This is a genomic window from Lysobacter sp. 5GHs7-4, assembly GCF_021284765.1.
Classification (GTDB): Bacteria; Pseudomonadota; Gammaproteobacteria; order Xanthomonadales; family Xanthomonadaceae; genus Lysobacter.
On record NZ_CP089924.1, the window covers coordinates 4,027,577 to 4,050,709 of the forward strand.

The 23,133-nt window shown below is 68.4% G+C and carries 21 protein-coding genes; 10 read left to right on the forward strand and 11 right to left on the reverse strand.

Features of this window, described 5'->3' with window-relative positions; all coding sequences use genetic code 11:
- Nucleotide 1 precedes the first annotated feature (1 nt).
- Complete coding sequence (locus tag LVB77_RS18130) at nt 2–1,231, reverse strand: parallel beta-helix domain-containing protein (RefSeq protein WP_232907461.1); 1,230 nt, start codon at nt 1,229–1,231, stop codon at nt 2–4.
- A 183-nt stretch (nt 1,232–1,414) separates the two neighbouring features.
- Here LVB77_RS18130 and LVB77_RS18135 point away from each other — a divergent pair, with 183 nt between their 5' ends.
- Complete coding sequence (locus tag LVB77_RS18135) at nt 1,415–2,482, forward strand: AraC family transcriptional regulator (RefSeq protein WP_232907462.1); 1,068 nt, start codon at nt 1,415–1,417, stop codon at nt 2,480–2,482.
- A gap of 44 nt (nt 2,483–2,526) precedes the next feature.
- Here the strand turns inward: LVB77_RS18135 and LVB77_RS18140 are convergent, their stop codons facing one another.
- From LVB77_RS18140 to sucC, 6 genes are all read right to left on the reverse strand, one after another.
- Complete coding sequence (locus tag LVB77_RS18140; protein ID WP_232907463.1) at nt 2,527–2,910, reverse strand: RidA family protein; 384 nt, start codon at nt 2,908–2,910, stop codon at nt 2,527–2,529.
- Nucleotides 2,911–2,985: 75 nt separating this feature from the next.
- Nucleotides 2,986–4,623 carry an NAD+ synthase gene (locus LVB77_RS18145; protein WP_232907464.1) on the reverse strand — a complete coding sequence of 546 codons (1,638 nt, stop codon included), beginning with the start codon at nt 4,621–4,623 and terminating at the stop codon, nt 2,986–2,988.
- Nucleotides 4,624–4,767: 144 nt separating this feature from the next.
- A complete protein-coding gene (locus tag LVB77_RS18150; protein WP_232907465.1) occupies nt 4,768–5,064 on the reverse strand; it encodes a type II toxin-antitoxin system RelE/ParE family toxin in 297 nt (98 codons plus the stop codon).
- A complete protein-coding gene (locus LVB77_RS18155) occupies nt 5,061–5,351 on the reverse strand; it encodes a DUF1778 domain-containing protein (RefSeq protein WP_232907467.1) in 291 nt (96 codons plus the stop codon). Before LVB77_RS18155 ends, LVB77_RS18150 begins: the two co-directional genes overlap by 4 nt.
- Before the next feature lie 105 nt (nt 5,352–5,456).
- Nucleotides 5,457–6,332 (reverse strand): succinate--CoA ligase subunit alpha, encoded by an 876-nt coding sequence (gene sucD, locus LVB77_RS18160; RefSeq protein WP_232907468.1) that lies wholly within the window; start codon nt 6,330–6,332, stop codon nt 5,457–5,459.
- Between the two features lie 12 nt (nt 6,333–6,344).
- Nucleotides 6,345–7,511, reverse strand: coding sequence for an ADP-forming succinate--CoA ligase subunit beta (gene sucC, locus LVB77_RS18165; protein ID WP_232907469.1), 1,167 nt, complete (start codon nt 7,509–7,511; stop codon nt 6,345–6,347).
- A gap of 261 nt (nt 7,512–7,772) precedes the next feature.
- Between sucC and LVB77_RS18170 the strand changes: the two genes are divergently transcribed.
- Together LVB77_RS18170 and LVB77_RS18175 are read left to right on the forward strand one after the other, a co-directional pair.
- The gene (locus LVB77_RS18170; RefSeq protein WP_232907472.1) at nt 7,773–9,392 is read left to right on the forward strand and encodes an ATP-binding protein; all 1,620 of its coding nucleotides are present in this window, start codon (nt 7,773–7,775) and stop codon (nt 9,390–9,392) included.
- A 65-nt stretch (nt 9,393–9,457) separates the two neighbouring features.
- Nucleotides 9,458–10,873 carry a sigma-54 dependent transcriptional regulator gene (locus tag LVB77_RS18175; RefSeq protein ID WP_232907473.1) on the forward strand — a complete coding sequence of 472 codons (1,416 nt, stop codon included), beginning with the start codon at nt 9,458–9,460 and terminating at the stop codon, nt 10,871–10,873.
- Between the two features lie 40 nt (nt 10,874–10,913).
- Here the strand turns inward: LVB77_RS18175 and LVB77_RS18180 are convergent, their stop codons facing one another.
- From LVB77_RS18180 to LVB77_RS18195, 4 genes are read right to left on the reverse strand one after another with little or no spacing between them, the layout of a single operon-like run.
- Nucleotides 10,914–11,513 (reverse strand): class I SAM-dependent methyltransferase, encoded by a 600-nt coding sequence (locus LVB77_RS18180; RefSeq protein ID WP_232907474.1) that lies wholly within the window; start codon nt 11,511–11,513, stop codon nt 10,914–10,916.
- 1 nt (nt 11,514) lies between these two features.
- The gene (locus LVB77_RS18185; RefSeq protein ID WP_232907475.1) at nt 11,515–12,546 is read right to left on the reverse strand and encodes a glycosyltransferase; all 1,032 of its coding nucleotides are present in this window, start codon (nt 12,544–12,546) and stop codon (nt 11,515–11,517) included.
- Nucleotides 12,543–13,337: a glycosyltransferase family A protein gene (locus LVB77_RS18190; protein WP_232907476.1), complete on the reverse strand. Its 795-nt coding sequence runs from the start codon at nt 13,335–13,337 to the stop codon at nt 12,543–12,545. The genes LVB77_RS18185 and LVB77_RS18190 overlap by 4 nt, the downstream gene beginning before the upstream one ends.
- A gap of 11 nt (nt 13,338–13,348) precedes the next feature.
- Nucleotides 13,349–13,711: an EamA family transporter gene (locus tag LVB77_RS18195; RefSeq protein ID WP_232907478.1), complete on the reverse strand. Its 363-nt coding sequence runs from the start codon at nt 13,709–13,711 to the stop codon at nt 13,349–13,351.
- A gap of 473 nt (nt 13,712–14,184) precedes the next feature.
- Here LVB77_RS18195 and LVB77_RS18200 point away from each other — a divergent pair, with 473 nt between their 5' ends.
- From LVB77_RS18200 to LVB77_RS18240, 7 genes are all read left to right on the forward strand, one after another.
- Complete coding sequence (locus tag LVB77_RS18200; protein ID WP_232907479.1) at nt 14,185–14,604, forward strand: pilin; 420 nt, start codon at nt 14,185–14,187, stop codon at nt 14,602–14,604.
- 356 nt (nt 14,605–14,960) lie between these two features.
- Nucleotides 14,961–15,380, forward strand: coding sequence for a pilin (locus LVB77_RS18205; RefSeq protein ID WP_232907480.1), 420 nt, complete (start codon nt 14,961–14,963; stop codon nt 15,378–15,380).
- 278 nt (nt 15,381–15,658) lie between these two features.
- Nucleotides 15,659–16,075: a pilin gene (locus LVB77_RS21310; RefSeq protein WP_305068907.1), complete on the forward strand. Its 417-nt coding sequence runs from the start codon at nt 15,659–15,661 to the stop codon at nt 16,073–16,075.
- 125 nt (nt 16,076–16,200) lie between these two features.
- Nucleotides 16,201–18,144: a hypothetical protein gene (locus LVB77_RS18220; RefSeq protein ID WP_232907482.1), complete on the forward strand. Its 1,944-nt coding sequence runs from the start codon at nt 16,201–16,203 to the stop codon at nt 18,142–18,144.
- 240 nt (nt 18,145–18,384) lie between these two features.
- Entirely contained in the window at nt 18,385–18,813 is a 429-nt protein-coding gene (locus LVB77_RS21315) for a prepilin-type N-terminal cleavage/methylation domain-containing protein (RefSeq protein ID WP_305068908.1), read from the forward strand.
- Between the two features lie 189 nt (nt 18,814–19,002).
- Nucleotides 19,003–20,964, forward strand: a complete 1,962-nt coding sequence (locus tag LVB77_RS18235) for a hypothetical protein (protein ID WP_232907483.1) — start codon at nt 19,003–19,005, stop codon at nt 20,962–20,964.
- A gap of 206 nt (nt 20,965–21,170) precedes the next feature.
- Nucleotides 21,171–23,105 (forward strand): hypothetical protein, encoded by a 1,935-nt coding sequence (locus LVB77_RS18240; protein ID WP_232907485.1) that lies wholly within the window; start codon nt 21,171–21,173, stop codon nt 23,103–23,105.
- The last annotated feature ends 28 nt before the right edge of the window (nt 23,106–23,133 follow it).

The following is a 23,133-nucleotide window of genomic DNA, read 5'->3' on the forward strand; positions in this document are numbered from 1 at the left end:
CTTAACCGCGCTTGAGGTCGATGGCCGGCAGCTTGGGCAGGGTGCAGTTGTACGCCGCCATGTCCTTGCTCGGATTCTTGTAGCCGCCGGGGCCGTCGGCGTTGAGCACGCCCGACACGTCGCGCAGACACAGGTTGGGATCGCCCGGCTTGGCCGGCTTGGGATTGCGATACCCGTCCCAGAGCACGTCCGGCAGGCTGCCGGTGAGACCGTAGCTGGCGACCTTGAGCGCCTTCAGGTCCAGGCCGTCGGGCGCGTCGCCACCGCCGGACAAGCGGTTGCCGTAGACCGAGATGCGCTCGGGATACGGGTCGAAATCCTTGTTCGCCTGCTCGTCCTTGTAGCCGGTGGAGTAGACGCTGGAGATGATGATGTTGGTGGTGGCGTTGTCGCTGATGTCGTTGTCGAAGATCTCGACGTCGTCGTTGGAATTCACCACCACGCCGCTGCCGGCCGGCACGCTCGCCACCGGCGTGCCCTTGGCGCCGAAGTTGGCGGTGTTGTTCTTGAACACCTTGTTCTTGAACACGCGGATCGCGCCGCCCTGCTGCGACAGCGCCGGCATGTTGAACACCAGGATGCCGCCGGTATTGTTGGTGGCGACGTTGTCGTAGACGTCGGCGTTGACGGTGTTTTCGATCTCGATGCCGGCGACGTTGAACTCGGCGCGGCTGTTGCGCACGATCACGTCGCGCGATTGGCCGACATAGATGCCGGCGTCGGAGGCGCCGATGGCGACCGAATTCTCGATCAGCACGTTGCGGGTCTTGACCGGGTACAGGCCGTAGGCGCCGTTCTTGGTGCTGGGGCCGCCGGTCCATTCCACGCGCACGTTGCGGATGGTGATGTGCTCGCCCTCGTTGACCTTGAGGCCGTCGCCCTTGCTGTCCTCGATGGCGATGTTTTCCAGAGTGAAGTTGCTGGCGTTGACCAGCAAGCCCTCGGCACCGGCTTTCTGGCCCTTGAAGCTGAGCACCGACTTGTCCGGCCCGGCGCCGCGGATGGTCACGCCGTCCACGCGCAGGCTGAGGCTGCGGTCGAAGCTGTAGCGGCCGGCCGGCACTTCGATCACGTCGCCGGGCTTGGCGTCGAGCAGGCGCGTGCGCAAGGTCTCGGCGTAGGCGGGATCGCCGGCGGCGACCTGCGCGCTGGGCACGTGCGCCGGTCCGGCATCGCGCCCGCAGGCGCTCAGGACGATGGCGATCGCGAAAACCAGGGTCAGTCTGCTCATCGAGTCGTGCGCTCCCCGTGTGGTCGTGGCTGGCGCGCTCGCGCGCCGCTGCGTTTCGGGCCGCGTCGCATCCCCCATGCCGACGCCAGCCGCTCCATTCACGAGTCTCGGCCGCGGTCACGCGCGCGCGTGAGGGCAGTTGCGGCACACTAAGGGGGGATTAACGGCCAAGTTGCGAGAACGATGGCGCACCGGATCCAGGACGAACCGCGTACCGACATCGCCCTGATGTCGCCGAACCTGCTCTGGGGCTTGTTCCGCAGCGCGGAGGAAAACGGCGTGTCCAGCGCCGACTGGCTGCTCGGCACGCAGCTCAGCCGCGCCCAGATCGACGACCCCGGTGTGCGCCTGCCCGACCGCCAGACCGCGATCGTGGTGGAGCGCGCGGTGCGGGTGCTGCCGCCCTCGATCGGCCTGGACCTGGGCGCGCAGCAGAACGTGGGCAACTTCGGCCTGCTCGGCCTGGCCATGACCACCGCCGCCACCTTCGGCGAGGCGATCGCGCTGGGCCTGCGCTTCACCCCGGTGGTCGGCAGCCTGATGCGCTTCGTCGAGAGCGCGGCCGCGCCGGGCGAGATCGCCCTGGCCGGCGAGATGATCGTCGCCAACGCGGCCATCCACCGCTTCGTCTGCGAGGAGTTCTTCGCCAGCTGCCTGGCGCTGGCGCGCGGCCTGGTCGGCACCGCGCTGAAACCGCTGCGCCTGGAATTCAGCTACCCGGCGCCCGACTACGTCGACCGCTACCGCGAGGTGTTCGAGTGCCCGATCGCGTTCGACCAGCCGCAGGACCGCCTGGTGCTGGACGAACGCTGGCTGCGGCATCCGCTGAGCACGCACAACCCGATCGCGGCGCAGCAGGTATTGGCCCTGCTGCGGGCGCAGATGCCGGCGACCCAGGCGCCGGGCGAAACCACCGCCGCGGTCGAGCGCCTGCTGCGCGCGCAACTGGCCAGCGACCCCAAGCTGGCCGACATCGCCGCGCAACTGCACGTGAGCGAACGCACCCTGCGCCGCCAGCTCAACGCCGAGGGCACGCGCTACAACACCTTGCACGACCGGCTGCGCGTCGACCAGGCCTATGCGCTGCTGCGGGTGCGCGAACAGCCCATCGCCGGCATCGCCGCGGCGATCGGCTACAAGGATCCGCGCGAGTTCCGGCGCGCCTTCAAGCGCCTGACCGGCACCACGCCGCGCGAGGCGCGCGAGCGGCTGCTGGAGGAAGGCGCGACGCGGAAACCGCCCGCGCCGTGATGCGCGGCGCGGGCGCCGCGCATCGTGTTCTCAGACGTTGGCGATCAGTCCAGCACCATGATCGCGTCGGCCTCGAAATTCACGCCGCGCGGCAGCGCCGACACCTGCACCGTCGAGCGCGCCGGATACGGCGGATTGAAGTACTCGCCCATCACCGCGTTGACCTTGCCGAAATCGCTCAGGTCGGTCATGAACAGGCCGAGGCGGACGATGTTCTCCAGCGAGCCGCCGGCGGCTTCGCAGACTTCCTTGAGGTTGAGGAACACGCGGTGCGCCTGGGCTTCGATATCGCCCTCGACGACCAGGCCGCTGGCCGGGTCCAGCGCGATCTGGCCGGAGGTGTAGACGGTATCGCCGACGCGCACGGCCTGCGAATAGGGACCGATCGCGGACGGGGCCTTGGGCGTGTTGATGATCTGCTTGGACATGGGCGGAATCCTGATGGGGGATAGGGGCGGAACGAACCGACGAATGCTAAGGCGCCACCGCGCGCCGGCGGAAGATCAGCCGCGATAACCGTTGCTGATCGGATAGCGACGCTCGCGCCCGAACGCGCGGTGCGAGACCTTCGGCCCCGGCGCGGCCTGGTGGCGCTTCCACTCGCTGATCCGCACCAGCCGCAACACGCGGTCGACGGTGTCGGCGGCGAAACCGGCGGCGACGATCTCGTCGCGCGACTGCTCCTGATCGACATGACGCAACAGGATCGCGTCGAGCACATCGTAGGGCGGCAGCGAGTCCTGGTCCTTCTGGTTGTCGCGCAGTTCCGCCGAGGGCGGACGGTCGATCACGCCGGGCGGAATCAGCGGCGCACCGGCGACCGCGTTGCGCCAGCGCGCCAGATCGTAGACCTCGGTCTTGTACAGGTCCTTGATGGGCGCGTAGCCGCCGCACATGTCGCCGTAGATGGTGGCGTAGCCGACCGCGTACTCGCTCTTGTTGCCGGTGGTCAGCAGCAGGCCGCCGAATTTGTTGCTCAGGGCCATCAGCAGCGCGCCGCGCGTGCGCGACTGCAGGTTTTCCTCGGTCACATCGACCGGCTTGCCGGCGAACGCCTCGGCCAGCGTGTCCAGATACCCCTGGAACGGCTTTTCGATCGGCAGCGCGATCAGGCGCACGCCCTGCGCCCGGCACTGCTCGGCGGCCAGGTCGTTGGACAGATCGGCGGTGTAGCGCGAGGGCATGCGCACCGCGGTGACGTTTTCCGCGCCCAGCGCATCGACCGCGATCGCCAGCACCAGCGAGGAATCGATGCCTCCCGACAGGCCCAGCCAGACCGAGTCGAAGCCGTTCTTGCGGCAGTAGTCACGGGTGCCGCGCACCACCGCGCGCCAGGCCAGCGAATCGCGGCCGTCGTCGCTTTCCTCCGGCCAGGCCACCGGCGCGAACGCGCGCGTGGCGGCGTCGTAGTCGGCGACCAGCCAATGGTCCTCGAACGCGCGCGCGGCGTTGTGCACGCGGCCGTCGCCGTTGGCCAGCACCGAGGCGCCGTCGAACACCAGCGCGTCCTGCCCGCCGACCACGTTGAGGTAGGCCAGCGCGCAGCCGCTTTCGTGCACGCGCTGGGCGATCAGCGCATCGCGCTGGGCGTGCTTGTCGCGCGCGAACGGCGAGGCGTTGGGCACCAGCACCAGTTCCGCGCCGGCCGCGGCGGTCGCCGCCAGCGGCTCGGGGAACCACAGGTCTTCGCAGATCACCACGCCCACCGGCACGCCCTTGACCTCGAACACGCAGTTCTCGCCGTCGGGGTCGACGTCGAAGTAGCGGCGCTCGTCGAACACCGCGTAGTTGGGCAGTTCGCGCTTGCGGTAGGTGGCCTCCACGCGCCCGTCGCGCAGCACGCTGGCGGCGTTGTAGACCACCGCGCCGGCCGCCTGCGGCCAGCCGACCACGGCGGTGATGCCGGTGGTGGTCGCGGCCACTCGCAGCAGCGCGGCTTCGCAGTCGGCCAGGAAGCTCGGGCGCAGCAGCAGGTCTTCCGGCGGGTAGCCGCTGATCGCCAGTTCGGGGAACAGCACCACGTCGGCGCCATGCTGGTCGCGCGCCTGCGCGATCATCTCGGCGATGCGTTCGGCGTTGCGCTCGACGGCGCCGACCGGGAAGTCGAACTGGGCCAGGGCGATGCGGAGTTGCGTGGACATGCGGTGAGTCTCGGAGGAACAGGGGTTGGTGCGTGCTGGTTGGTACGTGCTGGTCGGTACGTGCTGGTTAGATCGGGTTGGCTAAAGCCACGCTGATTCCGACTTAGTGAACTTCGGCCTTGCTGTTTCGGTCGCGCCACGATCTCATTCGTGCGAGTAACCGGCCTCGCGCTGGCCTCGGATAGCCAAGATCAGGATCGTGTCGAACTCGTTCAAGTATCGATACAGGGCGACGTAGCCCCGTCCTTCACGGCCCACGATCAGTTCGCGCAAACCTCCGGCCTGCGTTCGTCCGATCAGGGGATTGTCGGCCAGCACGTCCACGGCATGCAGGATGCCGGCGATGCGCTCTTCGCGTTGCGCGACCTCGTGCCGATCCAAGTGATCGAGAATGCGTGCGAAATCCTCCGCCAGTCCCGGCGAGAGGACGATCCGGGTCACGGCCGGCGTCCGTAGGTCTTCTTGACGGGCAAATCCGGATTCTCGCCGCGCGCGCGGCGCTCCAGGTAATCGCGCATGTCCTCCCATGCGAAGACCTGGCCATCGGAGACGAAGGCCTGCCAGCGGCGTTCGGCTTCGTCGAGAAACTCGCGCTGCCGCTCGGCTTCGCCGACTTTCTCCTCGATGGCGCCGAGGATGAAGCTGTGCGAGGTGGTACCGGCGCGTTCGGCGGCGTGGCTGATGCGCGCCTTGAGCTCGTCGGTGAGTCGGATCGTGGTGGTCGACATCGGCGCCTCCGGATCGCTTTGAGATCGCGGCCACTGTAGCACACGTGTGCTACAAACAAAGAAGCCGCCCGGAGGCGGCTTCTTCGCAACGACGCGGACGCCGACTTACTTGGCCAGACGCTTCGCGATCGCCGCGCCCAAATCGCCGGGCGACTTGACCGTGGTGATGCCGGCCTTTTCCATCGCCGCGAACTTGCCCGCGGCCGTGCCCTGGCCGCCCGAGGCGATCGCGCCGGCGTGGCCCATGCGCTTGCCGGCCGGAGCCGAGGCGCCGGCGATGAAGCCGACCACCGGCTTGGTCACGTGCTGGGCGATGAACTCGGCCGCTTCTTCCTCGGCCGAACCGCCGATTTCGCCGACCATGATGATGCCCTCGGTCTGCGGATCGTTCTGGAACAGCTTCAGCGCGTCGATGAAGTTGGTGCCGTTGATCGGGTCGCCGCCGATGCCGATGCAGGTCGACTGGCCGAGGCCGGCGTCGGTGGTCTGCTTGACGGCTTCATAGGTCAGCGTGCCCGAGCGCGAGACGATACCGATCTTGCCCGGCAGGTGGATGTGGCCCGGCATGATGCCGATCTTGCACTCGCCCGGCGTGATCACGCCCGGGCAGTTCGGTCCGATCAGCACCGCGTCCGGATAGCCGGCCAGGGTGTTCTTGACGCGCAGCATGTCCAGCACCGGAATGCCTTCGGTGATGCAGACGATGACCTTGATGCCGGCATCGGCCGCTTCCAGGATCGCGTCGGCCGCGAACGGCGGCGGCACGTAGATCACCGACGCGTCGGCGCCGGTGGCGGCGACCGCGTCGCGCACGGTGTTGAAGACCGGCAGGCCCAGGTGCTGGGTGCCGCCCTTGCCCGGGGTCACGCCGCCGACGACCTGGGTGCCGTAGTCGAGCATCTGCTCGGCGTGGAAGCTGCCCTGGGTGCCGGTGAAGCCCTGGACGATGACCTTGGTGTTCTTGTTGATCAAAACGGACATGTCATAGGCCCCTTACTTGCCGGCGACGGCGGCAACCGCCTTCTTCGCGCCGTCGTTGATGTCGTCCGCCGGGGTAATGGCCAGACCCGAATTCTTCAGCAGTTCCTTGCCGGCTTCGACGTTGGTGCCTTCCAGGCGCACGATCACCGGCACCTTGACGTCGACTTCCTTGACCGCGGCGATGATGCCGTCGGCGATCATGTCGCAGCGGACGATGCCGCCGAAGATGTTGACGAAGATCGCCTTGACCTTGTCCGAGCTCAGGATGAGCTTGAAGGCCTCGGTCACGCGTTCCTTGGTGGCGCCGCCGCCGACGTCGAGGAAGTTGGCCGGCGAACCGCCGTTGAGCGCGATCACGTCCATGGTCGCCATCGCCAGGCCGGCGCCGTTGACCATGCAGCCGATGTTGCCGTCCATGGTGACGTAGTTGAGGTCGTGCTGGCTGGCCAACACCTCGGTCTCGTCTTCCTGGCGGATGTCGCGCATCGCGGCCAGGTCCTTGTGACGGAACGTGGCGTTGTCGTCGCTGTTGACCTTGCCGTCGAGCACGGCGAGGTCGCCGTTGGTGAGGATGGCCAGCGGGTTCAGTTCGACCAGCGCCAGGTCCTTCTCGTTGAACAGGCGGTACAGGCCCAGCATGATCTTGGTCAGCTGGCCGACCTGCTTGGCGTTCAAGCCCAGGCCGAAGCCGAGGTCGCGGCACTGGTAAGGCTGCAGGCCCTGGACGTAGTTCACGTGCAGGGTCTTGATCAGGTCCGGGGTCTCGGCGGCGACCTTCTCGATCTCGACGCCGCCTTCGGCGGAGGCGATGAAGGTGACCGACTTGGTCGAGCGGTCGACCAGCACCGACAGGTACAGCTCCTTGGCGATGTCGGTGCCTTCGGAGATCAGCACCGTGTCGATCGGCAGCGCGACGCCGGCGGACTGGTAGGTCTCCATCTTGGTGCCGAGCATGGCGGTGGCGTACTGCTTCACTTCGTCATAGCTCTTGGCCAGCTTGACGCCGCCGGCCTTGCCGCGGCCGCCGGCGTGGATCTGGGCCTTGACCACCCAGAGGTCGCCGGGGATGGCCTTCGCGGCCGCAACGGCCTCATCCGGCGTGCGCGCGACGCGCCCGGCGGGCACCGCAATGCCGTAGTCGGCAAACAGCTGCTTTGCCTGATATTCGTGAAAATTCATGCGTCACCGAGGGGAGTGAAAGACGTCCCGCGCGAGTAGCGGACCGCTGGGCGGGCCAGCGCGAGGGGGCCGCATTGTCGCCGATCGCGGCGAGGCGAGCAAAACCGGCCCCGCCCGCCCCCTCCCCCGCCAGACCCGGCAAAGCCCGTGGGACGGGCCTGTCAGCGCCGACGACCGGCGCCGGGAGGGGGCCCGGCGCATGGGCGATCCGGGCGCTTTCGCGCATACTCGGCGCCACTCCGCCCGTGCAGGGACAGCCGCTTGCCGTCAGGTCTCGCCCCCGTCGCCGCTTCCGACGCCGACCACGCGCTGCGCCGCGAGCTGTACTTCTTCACCCTGTACCGCCTGCTCGAGGCCGCCCTGCTGGCCCTGCTGGTGTTCGGGCCGGCCCAGGTCCTGATCCGCGCCCCCAGCCTGCCGCTGCTGGCCCGGGGCGTGGTCCTGGGCTACATGCTGGCGGCGATGCTGCTGTTCGTGTCCGGGCGCCGCGGCGACCTGCACACCCAGGCCCTGATCGGCATCACCGTCGACCTGCTGGCCGGCATCCTGGCCCTGCACGCCCTCCCCGCCGCCGGCACCGGCATCGCCCTGATGCTGGTGTTCAACGTCGGCGCGGCCGCCCTGCTGCTGCGCATGCGCTATGGCCTGAGCATGGCCGTGATCGCGGTGGCGCTGTTGCTGGGCGAGTACGCCTTCAGCGAGCTGGTCGGCAACGGCAGCGACCGCGTGGTCGGCGAACCGGTGATGTTCGCGCTGGGCTTCATGGCCATCGCCACCCTGACCAGCCTGCTCGGGCGCGAGATGCGCGCCAGCTCGGCCCTGGCCGAACGGCGCGGCGCCGAGGCGGCCAACTACGCCGAGATCAACGAGCTCATCATCCGCCGCATGCGCACCGGCGTGCTGCTGGTCGACGGCGAGGGCCGCCTGCGACTGGCCAACGAGGCGGCGATGCTGCTGCTGGGCGACCCCGGCGAACATTCCGACCACAGCCACCGCAACCTGGCGATCGCCTCGCCGGAGCTCGCGCGCCGGCTGGGCCGCTGGCGCGCCGACGCGGTGCCGGACGAAACCCCACTGCAGATGGCGCCCGACCAGCCCGAGGTGGTGCCGCGCTTCACCCGCCTGCTCGCCGGCAGCGACCAGACCCTGATCTTCCTCGACGACACCTCGCTGGTCTCGCGCCGCGCCGAATCCATCACCCTGGCCGCGCTGGGCCGGTTCTCGGCCAGCCTCGCCCACGAAATCCGCAACCCGCTGGCCGCGATCAGCTACGCCGTGCAATTGCTGGAAGAATCGCGCGACATCGCCGTCGCCGACCGCCGCCTGCTCGAAATCGTGCGCCAGCAGGGCACGCGCATGAACGGCATCGTCGAGAACGTGCTGGGCATGGCGCGGCGCGAGCCGGCCAAGCCCGAGCACGTCGACCTGGTCGGCTTCAACCGCCAGTTCGTCGACGAGTACAACACCAGCCACCCGATCGAACTCGACAGCCTGCGCGCGACCGCCGCTCAGCCGCGCATCGCCGCCCTGGTCGATCCGCGCCAGCTGCACCAGGCCCTGACCGTGCTGGTGCACAACGCCCTGACCTACGGCCGTATGCCGGGCGAGCCGGCGCGCGTGACCGTGCACGCCTACCTGGACGCGGGCGCGGTGCCGGTGATCGACGTGCTGGACCGCGGCCCAGGCATCCCCGAGTCGGTGGCCTCACGGCTGTTCCGCCCGTTCTTCACCACCTCCAGCCACGGCACCGGCCTGGGCCTGTACATCGCGCGCGAGCTGTGCCGCGCCAATCAGGCCTCGCTGGACTACGTGCCCATGCCGGGCGGAGGCGGCTGTTTCCGTATCCATCTCTCGGGCACCAACGCCATGCTGCCAGCGTGACCTGGCGCACACACCCGGCTTGGCCGTGACGCACCCTTAAGCTATCGTGTCGGGCGGAGGACGCAATGGCTGAAACTCGTAGTGCACTGGTGATCGACGACGAGCGCGACATACGCGAGTTGTTGGTCATGACTTTGGGCCGCATGGGCCTGCGTTGCGATACCGCCTCCAGCGTTTCGGAGGCGCGCAGCCAGCTGTCGCGCAATCGGTACGACCTGTGCCTGACCGACATGCGCCTGCCCGACGGTTCCGGCCTGGAGCTGATCGCCGAGATCAGCCAGAAGCATCCCGACACCCCGGTCGCCATGATCACCGCCTTCGGCAATGTCGAGGCCGCGGTGGAAGCGCTCAAGGCCGGTGCCTTCGACTTCGTCGCCAAGCCGGTCGAGCTGACCGTGCTGCGCGATCTGGTCCGGCACGCGCTGGAACTGAACGAGAGCCGCCGCAGCACCGCCGACACCGTCGCCTCGCGCCTGTACGGCGAGTCGCCGGCGATGGCGAAACTGCGCCAGACCATCGGCAAGGTCGCGCGCAGCCAGGCGCCGGTCTACATCGCCGGCGAGTCCGGCGTGGGCAAGGAACTGGTCGCGCGCACCATCCACGCCGAAGGCGGCCGCGCCAGCGGACCGTTCGTGCCGGTCAACTGCGGCGCGATCCCGGCCGAGCTGATGGAAAGCGAATTCTTCGGCCACAAGAAGGGCAGCTTCACCGGCGCCCACGCCGACAAGCCCGGCCTGTTCCAGGCCGCCGACGGCGGCACCTTGTTCCTGGACGAAGTCGCCGAGCTGCCGCTGCCGATGCAGGTCAAGCTGCTGCGCGCGATCCAGGAAAAGTCGATCCGCCCGGTCGGCGCCCAGGCCGAGGTCGTGGTCGACGTGCGCATCCTCTCGGCCACGCACAAGGATCTGGCCGCGCTGGTCGCCGACGGCCGCTTCCGCCAGGACCTGTACTACCGCATCAACGTGATCGAACTGCGCGTGCCGCCGCTGCGCGAACGCCTGGACGATCTGCCCGGCCTGGCCAGCAAGGTGCTAGAGCGCCTCGCCAGCGCCCAGGGCCGCGCGATCCCGCGCCTGGGCGACGACGCACTCGAAGCGCTGCGCGCCTACGCGTTCCCGGGCAACGTGCGCGAGCTGGAAAACATCCTTGAGCGCGCGCTCGCCCTGGCCGAAGGCGAACTGCTCAACGCCAGCGACCTGCGCCTGCCGCGCCTGTCGACCCAGGCGCCCGCACCGGCGACCGGCGCACCCACCGCGACCGCCGCCGCGCCGGCCGCGGCCGCCGCCAGCGTCGATCCGCGCACCATGAACCCGCGCGACACCTCGACCAGCGCCCTGCCCTCGTACATCGAGGAAATCGAGCGCGCCGCGATCCAGCAGGCGCTACAGGAAAACCGCTACAACAAAACCCGCACCGCCGCCGCGCTGGGCATCACCTTCCGCGCGCTGCGCTACAAGCTCAAGAAGCTCGGGATCGACTGAGGCGGGATCGACTGAGGGCGGTCGCCGCGTCGCGCGGCGCTCAGGCACCGCGCACGAACAAGGCCTGCAGTTCGTGATGCGGGAACCAGTCGCCGATCTTGCGCAGGTTGCCCGGGAAATACCGCGCCCGTTGCAGGACGAAGCCGCTGCCGGCGGCGAGCGCCGGATCGGCCAGCATCGCACGGTCGACGAAGGTGCGATGGGTGTCGTCGATGCGGTAGCCCGCACGCCCCGGCACGATCGCCAGCACGCGCCGCACGCCCAGTTCGCGCGCGGCCGCCAACAGGCGCGACAGGATCGCGGCGGGGCCGTCGAAGTGCTCCAGCACGTGGCTGATCACCATCGACTCGTAGCGCTGTCCGCGCAGTGCACTGAGCTTCCAATCGTCGGCATAGCCGTCGTACCAGTCCACGTCCAGGCCGCGCGCGCGGCAGTGCTCGACCGTGGCGCGGTTGTATTCCAGCCCCTTGGAGCCGGCCGGCAAACGTTCCAGCAATTCGCCCACGCCGCAGCCGAAGTCCAGCGTGGGCCCGCGCAACTGCGCCGCGGCGCTGCGCAGGTAAACGCGCCGCACCACGCGTCGCAACGCGCTGCGATCGGTCTGGTAAGCGGTGTAGCGTTCGTCGAATTCGCCGCTCATGTCACTCGTCGTCGCCGGAAGGCAGCAGCGGATGCAGGGTGCGCTTGGGCACCGCCGCGATGTCGTAGGCCAGGAAACCCAGCACCAGTTGGATGCCCACGATCACCTGCAGCGCCGCCAGCATGACGCTACCGGCCGAGGCGGTGACGCCGGTCAGGAACGACTCGAACCAGAACTTGGCGCCCAGCGCGGTGCCGACCAGCACGAACAGCACGCCCAGCGCGAGCTGGATCGACGCCAGCGACAGATCGCGCAGGAAGTAGTTGTAGAACACCCGCTTGAAGGTGTTTCGCACGTGCTTGAACAGGAAGTCGAACAGGATCTTGGAGATGCGCAAGTTGCTGGTCTCGGCGCCGTAGCGCGCGTCCATCGGCACGTCCACCACCACCGCGCGCACGATGTTGAGGCGGAACAGCATGTCGGTCTCGAAGAAATAGCGCCGGCTGATCTTCTTCAGCGGCAGCTTGGCCACGACCTTGGCGTGGATCGCGGTGTAGCCGTTGGTCGGGTCGAACACGTCCCAATAGCCCGACGAGATCTTGGTCATGAACGACAGCATGGCGTTGCCGAAGATGCGCAGCTTGGGCATGCGGCCGATCTGGGCCAGGTCGTAGAAGCGGTTGCCCTTGGTGTAGTCGGCGTCGCCGCGCAGGATCGGGCCCACCAACTGCGGCAGCGCCGCGCCGGCCATCTGGCCGTCGCCGTCCATCTTCACCACCACGTCGGCGCCGTCCGCGGCCGCGGCGCGGTAGCCGGCCATCACCGCGCCGCCCACGCCCAGGTTGACCTCGTTGAACAGCACGCGCACGCGCGGATCGCGGCACTCGCTCTGGACATAGCGGCCCGACTGCTCGGGGCAGGCGTCGTCGACCACATAGATGCGCCACACCATCGCCGGCACGTCTTCGATCACGCCCAGGATGTGCGCGCGCACGCGGTGGCAGGGCACGACCACGGCGATGCGTGGCGGCACGGACGCGGGCTGCAGGCCTGGCAGGGCGACGGCGATCGGTTCGGCTGGGGTGCTCATCATGCGTCGTTCTGATAGGACAGGCGGTAGACGCGCGCCAGCGCGCCTGCGATCGGCAAGGGCCAGAGGGCATCGAACATCATCCGGTCCTCCGCCGCGCGCACCCCATCGCGCACGCCCGCGCTGGTCTCGCTGCCGGGATGGATGCGATGCAGCATCAACTGCTCGCGAATGTACACGAACGCGCCCGGCTCCCGCGCGCGCCGCACCCAGGCGTCCCAATCCAGATTGACGCGCAGGTCCTCGCGGAAACGCGGCGGCGTCGCGCCGCGCGCCAAGGTCACCGACGGACATGGAATCGGGCAGCCGAAGCGCAGCGCGCGCAGCTTCGCGCCCGGTCGCGCGATCGCATCGCGGCCGAGGAACGCCAGTTCCAGCAGCACACGCTTGATCCGCAGCATCGCCGTGGCGTCGCGCACCGCGCCGCTGTCGCCCAGCAATTCCGCGTAGCCGGTGAACAGCAGCGCGGCATCGGGCCGCGCCGCGGCGGCCGCCAATGTGCGGCGGGTGAACTCGGGCAGGTAGACGTCGTCCTGGTGCGCGATCGTGACCCAGGGCGTATCGGCCTGGGCCAGCGCCCGGTTCCAGTCGCGGCCGATACCGGCGTTGGGCGCGTGCACGGTCAGCGTGGCGCCGTACTCGCGGGCGATCTCGGCCAGGCCGTCGTGCGGCGTCGAGGTCGCCAGATGCAGGCGCGAAGGCAGGCTCTGCGCGCGCAGCGAATCCAGGCACGCGCGCAGATGCGGCGAATGCCCGTAGGCGGGAACGACGAAGGAATGCAGCGCTTCGGACACGTCGGCGACGCTCAGGCGCTCTGCCCCATCGACGACAGCATCAGCACGCCGGTCGAGACCAGCACGATCCCGCCCCACTGCATCGGCGTCAGGCGCTCGCCGTACAGCCACCAGCTCACCACCGCCATCAATATATAAAAGGACGCGCCGTTGATCGCGAACGCCATCCCCAGCTTGACCTTGCTGACCACCACCACCCAGATCACGAAGCCCAGGCCCTGGATCGCGACCGCCGCCAGCACGCCCGGCGACAGCACGGCCGCCATCAGCCACTCGAAGCCCTTCAGGTCGGGGCTGGTCGCGGCCAGATGCAGCAGCGAGCGCTTGATCAACAACTGGCTGCCCAGCGTCGAGCACGCCACAAACACGATCATCAGAATTTCGCGGATCACTCGGCCCCCAAGGCGTACGTGCATCGACATGGCGTCTGCGCGCATGCCGAACCCGAAGGGTGTGGCGACGCAGGGATCGATGCGGCCTACCTAGTATGCAAGCTCGCCCCGCGCCTGCCACGCGGGCAGCGCCGAGCTGCGACCGCCGTCACCGCCGACCCGCGTGCGGCCGCGGCGCCGCGCGGGCGTCCATACGGATTCTTCCGGCCGGCAGCAGCCAATGTGACGCATAACGTCAGCACAGCCTCGCGCACTGACAAAAAAGGGCAGCCGACCCCTACAGCGGACCCGTCCTAATTGTGATCGAATTTTCTTTTTAGAGATTTTATCGTCCTAATCAGGCTGGCATGAGTTGTGCGTGATACCTAGGGCACGTCCCGCTGGATTGGCAGGCGACGGATCGTCGAGCGGTCCCGGCTGGCGTGCGAAGACCGCCACCCCTAGGAAAAAAACCCATGAAAAACAATCAGCAAGGCTTCACCCTGATCGAACTGATGATCGTCATCGCGATCCTGGGCATCCTGATCGCCATCGCCCTGCCGGCCTACCAGGACTACACCATCCGCACCAAGAACACCGAGTGCCTGAACGTCGCCGCGGCCGCCAAGCTGGCCGTGTCCGAGACCGCCCAGGATCGTGGCTCGCTGAACCTGGTCACCGACACCAACACCGGCTACTCCTTCACCGCCAGCGACTACTGCAGAGAGGTCAAGGTCAACGCCAACGGTGTGATCGGGATGGTAACCAAGAGCACCGGTGCCGCCGCCGACGCTGCTCACACCCTGACCCCCACCATGCCGGCCGGCTCGGGCCGCATCGAGTGGAAGTGCGAGTCGAACGCCCCGGACTCGCAGGTCCCGGCCGAGTGCCGCTGATCTCGGTCTAACCGCGCTCCATTCAAAGCCCCGGTGCGCCGGGGCTTTTTTTGTATCGAAAATTATAAAGCCTTGATATGGATTAATTTTCTTTAATTGAAATATTGCAACCTGATCAGAGATGTATCCCCAATATGACTTCCTGGTGCCTGCGCTTGTTCACCAATTAACTGCGACTGCGCTCTCATTCGACATATCGGCACCCTCTGGGCAGTGTTTTCGAGACTTTGTGTGGCCTTGTTGGCATGGGTTGTGCGTAAGCTTTCCGTGCACGTGCAGTTACGCACGGCAGCCGACGGACCGCAAAAGCCGGGCCAGCAGGCACGTGAAGTTCACCACTCCTAGGGGAAACACCAATGAAGAACAACCAGCAAGGCTTCACCCTGATCGAACTGATGATCGTCATCGCGATCCTGGGCATCCTGATCGCCATCGCTCTGCCGGCGTACCAGGACTACACCATCCGCACCAAGAACACCGAGTGCCTGAACGTCGCCGCGGCCGCCAAGCTGGCCGTGTCCGAAACCGCCCAGGACCGTGGTTCGCTGAACCTGGTCACCTCGACCAACACCGGCTACTCCTTCACCGCCAGCGACTACTGCAACCGCGTTGAAGTCGGCGCCAACGGCGTGATCGGCATGACCACCCGCAGCACCGGCGCCGCCGCTGACGCCGTGCACACCCTGACCCCGGCCATGCCGGCTGGTTCGGGCCGCATCGAGTGGACCTGCGCCTCGACCGCTCCGGACTCGCAGATTCCGGCCGAGTGCCGCTAAGCCTTACGTAAGTGCTGCATACGAAACCCCGGTTCGCCGGGGTTTCGTTTTTTGTGAACCCATGACCCCGGCTTGCCGGGGTTTTGCGTTTTCGGGCACGTACGCACCCTGCTTGAAGCATCACGTATGCAAACGATGCGTATATCGAGCGCCAGCATCTACACGTACATACGCCAAAATTGGCATGGTTTATGCATCGCTAATACGTAGTGCGTGCGGTCGCACGACTGCCGCCGGAGCGCACGCCGCGCACACGTGAATTCAACAGGGGACACACCATGAACAAGCAGCAAGGCTTCACTCTGATCGAACTGATGATCGTCATCGCGATCCTGGGCATCCTGATCGCCATCGCCCTGCCGGCGTACCAGGACTACACCATCCGCACGAAGAACACCGAGTGCCTGAACGTCGCCGCGGCCGCCAAGCTGGCCGTGTCGGAGACCGCCCAGGACCGCGGTTCGCTGAACCTGGTCACCTCGACCAACACCGGCTACTCCTTCACCGCCAGCGACTACTGCAACCGCGTCGCGGTCGGCGCCAACGGCGTGATCGGCATGACCACCCGCAGCACCGGCGCCGCCGCCAACGCCGTGCACACCCTGACCCCGGCCATGCCGGCCGGTTCGGGCCGCATCGAGTGGACCTGCACCTCCAACGCTCCGGACTCGCAGATTCCGGCCGAGTGCCGCTAAGCCTCACCTAAGCGCTGCACACGAAACCCCGGTCCGCCGGGGTTTCTCTTTTGCGGCTTGCGCCATTGCATGCCGCCGGTCGCCACCGTTAGCCTCAGCAACCCACGAACGAAGGCCTTCCTCGCATGCGCGTCAGATTGTTGTTGCTCGCAGCGATGCTGGTGTCCGTCGCGATCTACTGGCCCGGGCTCACCGGACCGTTCGTGCTCGACGACAACGCCGCCTTCGGCGCCCTGCACGGCTGGCTGGCCGGCAAAGCCTCCTGGCAGGAAGTGGTGCCCGGCAATGCGTCCTGGTTGTATGCGCGTCCGGTGTCGATGCTCAGCTTCATGCTCAGCGGCTGGTTGGGCGGCGATGCACCCTTCTCCTACAAGCTGGGCAATCTCATCGTCCATCTGGTCTGCGGCGCGCTCGGCTGGCAGGTGCTGCGCCGCGTGCTGGCGCGCGACACGCGCCTGGCGCCGCACGCGGATCTGATCGCCGCGTTGCTGACCATGTTGTGGCTGCTGCATCCGCTGCATGCCAGCACCGTGCTCTACGCCGTGCAGCGCATGGCCCAGCTCAGCACGCTGTTTGTGCTCGCGTCGCTGTGGACCTATCTGCAGGCGCGGCAGGCGCTCGATCAAGGACGCCTGCGCCCGGCCTTGGCGCTGTTGTTCCTGCTCTGCCCGCTGCTGATGCTGGCCGGCCTGCTCAGCAAGCAAAACGGCGCGGTCGCGCCGGCCTTGTGCCTGGTGCTGGAACTGGCCTACTTCCGCGGTCCGCGCCCGAAGCCGGTGTGGGCGTTCTTCGGCCTGAGTCTGGTGCTGCCCCTGCTGGGCGCAGCGGCGCTGCTGACGTTCGCGGCCGAACGCCTGCTCGACGGCTATGCCGAATGGGATTTCACTCTGGGCCAGCGTCTGCTGACTCAGGCCCGCGCGCTGGTCGACTACCTGGGCACCCTGCTGCTGCCGTACGCGCCGCGCATGGGCCTGTACACCGACGACTTCGCCACCTCCACCGGCCTGCTGTCGCCGCCGTCGACGCTGTTCGCGCTGCTGCTGCTGGCCGCGATCAGCGTGGCCGCGATCGCGCTGCGCAAGCGCGCGCCCAGCCTGTTCGCGGGCTGGTTCTTCTTCCTGGTCGCGCACGGCGTGGAGTCCAGCTTCCTGCCGATCGAGATGTACTACGAACACCGCAACTACCTGCCCTCGATCGGTGTGCTGCTGGCCGTGGCCGGACTGGGCGCGCTGGCGCCGCGCCGTGCCGATTCGGCGTCCGGACCCAACCGCCTGGCGCTGGCCGCGGTGATCGGCCTGGCCGCGGTGCTGGCGTTCGCCACCCTGGGGCGCGCCCTGGTTTGGCGCCACTACGACACCATCGTGATGCAGGCGCTGAAGTTCCATCCCGACTCGATGCGCGCGCACCTGGACCTGTCGACGCTGGCACTGCTGGGCGGCAAATACGATGAAAGCGAACGGCTGCTTATGCAACTCGCCAAGAGCCCGACGCCCCGCAACCGCCTGATGGCCAACCTCAACCTGGTCACCACCCAGTGCCTGCGCGACGGCAAGGCCGATCGCGCCCTGCTGCAGCGCGCGCTGGTCGATGCGCAGCCGCAGCTGACCATCTTCGAATCGCAAACCCTGATGCAGATGGCCAAGGTCGCTGGCAAGGGCTGTGGCGAGGTGAGCCTGCTGGACATGGCGCAAACCACGGAAAAACTGATCGACGTCGCGCACGCGCAACCCGACGGCTTGCGATCCAAGTGGGTGACGCGCGCGATCGCCGCCGAGTTCTACGCCCGCGCCCGCCACTGGCAGCAGGCCGAAGCGCAGGCCGCGCTGGCCTGGAGGCCGGGCGCGGACTTCGCGGTCGGCGAAATGCTGGTGCGCCTGTACCTGCAAAACGGCAAGCTGGCCGAGGCTGAACGCACCTACGCCAGCCTGCAGGTGCAAACCCGCTCTTACGACGGCGGGGGGCAGAAATACTTGCGCGAACTGCGCACCGCCATCGATCAGCGGCGCCAGCGCGATGCGACCCGGGCCGCTCAGCGTGCCGCCGCCAAGGGACCGGCCCCGTCGCCCTGAACGGCCACGCCGGTATCGGGCCGGCCGCAGATGCAAGTTGTCCAGCAGCGTCATATGCCGACGTTACGGGCGTCGTCGCGCGTCCCTCGACGGGCTGAACGGTGCCGCGACCATGACCGCCGTCACAAGCGCGGACTTGGCATGCTCTTTGCAGAAGTATTGATTCAGGGGGGATCGTTGCCGACGCGGAACCAGGGTTCCGGCGGCTCCGACCCGAATCGAGCTCACTGGAGAGGGTCCATGAACAAGCGCCACGCCGAGGGTTTCACCCTCATCGAACTCATGATCGTGATCGCCATCCTCGGCATCCTGATCGCCATCGCGCTGCCGGCTTACCAGGACTACTCGATCCGCACCAAGAACTCCGAGTGCTTGCACATTTCCGCCGGCGCCAAGCTCGCCGTGGCGGAAACCGCGCACTCCGCCGAAGGCCTGAACAACATCACCGCGACCAGCACCGGCTTCTCCTTCACTGGCAGCGATTACTGCGCCAGCGTCGAAGTAATGGCAGGCGGCACCGTCAGGTCGGTCACGCGCAGCACGGGCGGGCCGATAACCACCTTCGAACTGGATCCGGAAAGCACCCAGAACAGCGGTCGTATCGAATGGACCTGCACCGCCAGCGGCCAAGACAACGATTCGCAGCTGCCGGCAGAATGCCGCGGCTGAGTCCGCCTTAACGATACGAACAGACCCCGACGGCCGCGCAATGCGGCCGTCGGCGCGAATGGGCCCGGCGTTGCGCATTCGCGTCGCCGCGCTGGACAGCGCGAACGGCGATGACGCACGATCGCCCCGCCCACTCCACCCCGCCCACCCCGCGCTTACGGCGAACGGTCGGCCCATCCGCAGCCGACCATGCCCTCCGACTCCGAGTCCGCCTCCGCAGTGCCCACGCCCGCAAGCCCGGTTTCCGCCGACGGCCGCTACGCGCGCATGGCCGCCTTCGCCCTGGCCGCGCTGGCGCTGGCGACGTTCGCGATCTACTGGCGCGGACTGACCGGCCCCTTCCTGCTCGACGACGGCGTCACCTTCCCGGTGATCGAACGCTGGCTCGCCGGCCAGGCGAGTTACGCCGAAGCCGTGCTGGGCCGCGGCTCGCCGTGGGCCGGACGGCCGGTGGCGATGGCCAGCTTCGCGCTGAACGCCGCCCTCGGCGGCTTCGCGCCATTCTCGTTCAAGCTCGGCAACCTGCTCATCCATCTGCTGTGCGGCGTGCTGGTCTGGCAGCTGCTGCGCCGCCTGCTCGCGTTGGATCCGCGCCTGAGCGGCCAGGCCCGATTGCTGGCGACGATCGCCAGCGGACTGTGGCTGCTGCATCCGATCCAGGTCAGCACCGTGCTGTATTCGGTGCAGCGCATGGCTCAGCTGAGCACGATGCTGGTACTCGCGGCGGTGCTGGTCTATGTGCTCGCGCGGCAGGAGCTCGCCGCCGGGCAAACGCGGCCGGCGCGCTCGAAACTGTTTCTGACCTTTCCGCTGCTGGTGCTGCTGGGCCTGCTCAGCAAGCAGAACGCGGCGGTGGCGCCGCTGTTGTGCACGGTCGTGGAATGGGGCTGCTTCAAGCGCGACGCCGCCGCGTCGCGACCGCTGCGGGCATTCTTCGGCGTGTTCCTGCTCGCGCCGGCGGCGCTGGCGCTGCTGTCGCTGGCCGTTGCGCCGCAATGGCTGCTGGGCGGCTACTCGGAATGGGCGTTCACCCTGCCGCAGCGCCTGCTCAGCGAGCCGCGCGCGCTGATGGCCTACCTGGGCCAGATCGTGCTGCCGCACGGCCCCTCGCTGGGCCTGTACACCGACGACTTCGCCACCTCGACCGGCCTGCTTTCGCCGGTCTCCACGCTGAGCTCGATCGTCGCGCTGGTCGCCATCAGCGTCGCGGCCTGGGCGTGGCGGGCGGCGGCGCCCAGCGCCTGCGTGGGCTGGTTCTTCTTCCTCGCCGCGCACGCCGTGGAATCGACGTTCCTGCCGGTCGAGCTGTACTACGAACACCGAAATTACCTGCCGCTGGCGGGCCTAGCGCTGGCGGCGGTCGGTCTGACCGCGCTGCTGCCCGAGCGTCTGCAGGCCCGTCCCGCGTACCGCCTGCAGGTACTGGCGGTGGCCGCGCTGGCGATCGTATCGCTGGCCGCGATCACCGCCTCGCGGGTATCGGTCTGGCGCAGCATGGACACGATCGCGTCCGAAGGCCTGCGCGAACATCCGCAGTCGCTGCGCGCGCGCTACGACTTCAGCGGCGTGCTGCTGGCGCGCGGCGATCTGCGCGGCAACATCGCCCTGATGCAGAACTTGGCGGCCAGCCCGGACCTGCGTCAGCGCTGGCTGGGGCGCATCAACCTCATCACCGCGCGCTGTCGCGCCGGCCAGGTTTCCGATCGCGGCGCATTGGCGGAACTGGTCGCGCAGGCGCCGCCCAGCACGACCGTGTTCGATGTGCAGGCGCTGCGTCTGCTGGCGCGCTTCAATGCCGCTCAGGGCTGCGGTTTCGAATCGCGCGAGTTGGCCGCGGCCATCGTCCGCGTGCTGGACGCCATGCGCGCTCAGCCCGAATCCTCGCGACCGAAGTGGCTGCTGCGCCTGCTCGCCGCGGAGATCTACGCCGGCACCGGCGATCTGGCCGCCTCGCGAGCGCAGGCCGAACGGGCCTGGACCGCCAGCGGCGATCTGCCCACCGGCACCTTGCTGGCCAAGGTCATGGCCGCGCAGGGCGCAGACGCGTCGGCGATCGCAGTGTTGGGCGAGTTGGAGCGCCGCATGAAGCCCTACGACAGCCGCGGCCAGGCCGAGCTGGCGGCGATACGCGCCATGCTGGCCGCGCCCTGACGTTCGCACAGCGGCGTGCGCGGCACCACAGATTGCAAGCGCATGCCACGGAGGCCGCGAACGGATGCGCTACAGTCGCCGCGGGGAAACGACCGGACGCACCATGACCGTTGCAACGACCATCGCCACGGTGGCGACCTGCCTTGCGCCGACGGCGCCGCTGCCGTGTTCGCGTTGCCGCTGCCGTTGCATCCGCCTGCCGCGCCATGTCCTGGCGTAAGGCGCTGAGCGCCGATTTGGGCGGCGCCACGGCGCGCTGGGACGCGGCCCGTTGGTTGCTGCTGGGCGCGGCCGTCGCCGCCGTCGCGATCTATTGGAGCGGCCTCGACGGCCCCTTCCTGTTCGACGACGCCGCCAACCTGGCGGCATTGCGCCCTTGGTACAACGGCCAGCTCGATTGGCGGCAGGTGGCGCTGGGCCAGCCGGGACTGATCGAATCGCGGCCGGTGGCCATGCTCAGCTTCCTGCTCAGTGCGGGATTGGGCGGGCCGGGGCCGTTGTCCTACAAGCTCGGCAATGTGCTGCTGCACTTGTTGTGCGGCCTGTTGGCGTTCCGCGTGCTGCGCCGCGCGCTGGACGAAGACGCCGTCCTGGCATCGCGCGCGCGCGCGATGGCCGCCACCGCGGTGGCGCTGTGGCTGTTGCATCCGATCCAGGTCAGCACGGTGCTGTACGCCGTGCAGCGCATGGCCCAGCTCAGCGCGCTGTTCGCACTGGCGGCGGTCTGGACCTATCTGGTCGCGCGTCGCCGCCTGATCCGCGGGCCGTCGCGCTCGGCCTGGCTGCTGCTGTTCGCGGCCTTCCCCTGCCTGCTGGCGGCCGGCGTTCTCAGCAAACAGAACGCGGCCGTGGCGCCTTTGCTGTGCCTGGTGCTGGAGCTGGCGTATTTCCGCGCGCCGCGCCCGAATGCGATCAAGGCCTTCTTCGGCCTGTTCCTGGTGGTGCCGGCCGCCGCCGTGCTCGCGCTGTTGGCGATCTCGCCCGACACCGTGCTGGGCGGTTATGCCGAATGGGACTTCAGCCTGGCCCAGCGCCTGCTGACTCAGGCACGGGTGCTGTGCGACTACCTCGGCGCGCTGCTCGCGCCGCGCGGCGAGACGATGACGCTGTTCCGCGACGACGTCGTGGTGTCCACCGGCCTGTTCTCGCCGGCCACCACCGCCGCGGCGATCGTGGCCCTGCTGGCGCTGAGCGCGATCGCGGTGGCCCTGCGCAAGCGCGTGCCCAGCGTGTTCGCCGGCTGGTTCTTCTTCCTCGCCGCGCACAGCGTCGAGTCCGGACCGCTGCCGCTGGAGATGTACTACGAGCACCGCAACTACCTGCCGTCGATCGGTCTGGCCCTGGCCGTGGTCGGTTTGGCCGCCCTGCTGCCGGCGCGCGCGTTCAACGTGCGCGGCAGCCGTCTGGCGTTGCTGGGCGTGGTCGCGGTCTGCGCACTGCTGGCCTGGTCGGCGCAGGGCCGGGTCGCGACCTGGCGCAGCAAGGCCGAGATCGTCGCGCAAGCGCTGATCCATCACCCCGACTCGCTGCGCGCGCGCCAGACCCAGGCCTTCATCGATCTGAGCGCGAACCGTTACGACGCGGCGGTCGCGCAAATGGAGTACCTGCGCCGCAGTCCGCTGCCGCGCCGACGCATGCTGGCCGGCATCGATCTGGTGTCCATCGCCTGCCTGGCCGGGCGCGATCCGGACCCGGCGCAACTGCGTACCGCCCTGGCCGACCGCCAGCCGCAGATCACCCTGGACGAGGTTCTGGTCGCCGATCTGCTCGCCCAGGCCTCGGCACCGGGACGCTGCCCGCGCATCGGCGAAGCGCAGGCCATCGCCACCGTGCACACCCTGCTGGCCGCGGCCCCGACCCAGCCCGAGCGGGCCACGCCTAAACGCCAATTGCGTTACGTCGCGGCCTTGCTGCACGCGCGCGCCGGGCAGTGGCCGCAGGCCCAGGACCAGGCCGAACGGGCCTGGTCGCCGCAGGCCACGCCCGAGATCGGCGATCTGCTGGTCCAGGCTTGCGCCAAGAACGGTCAAACGGCCTGCGCTCGGCGCGTGCTGGCGCAGTTGGACGCGCGCACGCGCGGCTACGATCGCGTCGGCCAGGCGCGTCTGGTCCGCTTGCGGGCGCTGATCGCCGATCGCTGAACCCTGCGTCCGCCGCGTGGTCCGAATC

Coding starts and splice junctions, on each gene's coding strand:
- LVB77_RS18130 (WP_232907461.1), bottom strand. CDS start 1,231: ATGAGCAGACTGACCCTGGTTTTCGCGATCGCCATCGTCCTGAGCGCC.
- LVB77_RS18135 (WP_232907462.1), top strand. CDS start 1,415: ATGGCGCACCGGATCCAGGACGAACCGCGTACCGACATCGCCCTGATG.
- LVB77_RS18140 (WP_232907463.1), bottom strand. CDS start 2,910: ATGTCCAAGCAGATCATCAACACGCCCAAGGCCCCGTCCGCGATCGGT.
- LVB77_RS18145 (WP_232907464.1), bottom strand. CDS start 4,623: ATGTCCACGCAACTCCGCATCGCCCTGGCCCAGTTCGACTTCCCGGTC.
- LVB77_RS18155 (WP_232907467.1), bottom strand. CDS start 5,351: ATGTCGACCACCACGATCCGACTCACCGACGAGCTCAAGGCGCGCATC.
- sucD (WP_232907468.1), bottom strand. CDS start 6,332: ATGTCCGTTTTGATCAACAAGAACACCAAGGTCATCGTCCAGGGCTTC.
- sucC (WP_232907469.1), bottom strand. CDS start 7,511: ATGAATTTTCACGAATATCAGGCAAAGCAGCTGTTTGCCGACTACGGC.
- LVB77_RS18175 (WP_232907473.1), top strand. CDS start 9,458: ATGGCTGAAACTCGTAGTGCACTGGTGATCGACGACGAGCGCGACATA.
- LVB77_RS18180 (WP_232907474.1), bottom strand. CDS start 11,513: ATGAGCGGCGAATTCGACGAACGCTACACCGCTTACCAGACCGATCGC.
- LVB77_RS18185 (WP_232907475.1), bottom strand. CDS start 12,546: ATGATGAGCACCCCAGCCGAACCGATCGCCGTCGCCCTGCCAGGCCTG.
- LVB77_RS18195 (WP_232907478.1), bottom strand. CDS start 13,711: ATGATCGTGTTTGTGGCGTGCTCGACGCTGGGCAGCCAGTTGTTGATC.
- LVB77_RS18200 (WP_232907479.1), top strand. CDS start 14,185: ATGAAAAACAATCAGCAAGGCTTCACCCTGATCGAACTGATGATCGTC.
- LVB77_RS18205 (WP_232907480.1), top strand. CDS start 14,961: ATGAAGAACAACCAGCAAGGCTTCACCCTGATCGAACTGATGATCGTC.
- LVB77_RS21310 (WP_305068907.1), top strand. CDS start 15,659: ATGAACAAGCAGCAAGGCTTCACTCTGATCGAACTGATGATCGTCATC.
- LVB77_RS18220 (WP_232907482.1), top strand. CDS start 16,201: ATGCGCGTCAGATTGTTGTTGCTCGCAGCGATGCTGGTGTCCGTCGCG.
- LVB77_RS21315 (WP_305068908.1), top strand. CDS start 18,385: ATGAACAAGCGCCACGCCGAGGGTTTCACCCTCATCGAACTCATGATC.
- LVB77_RS18235 (WP_232907483.1), top strand. CDS start 19,003: ATGCCCTCCGACTCCGAGTCCGCCTCCGCAGTGCCCACGCCCGCAAGC.
- LVB77_RS18240 (WP_232907485.1), top strand. CDS start 21,171: ATGTCCTGGCGTAAGGCGCTGAGCGCCGATTTGGGCGGCGCCACGGCG.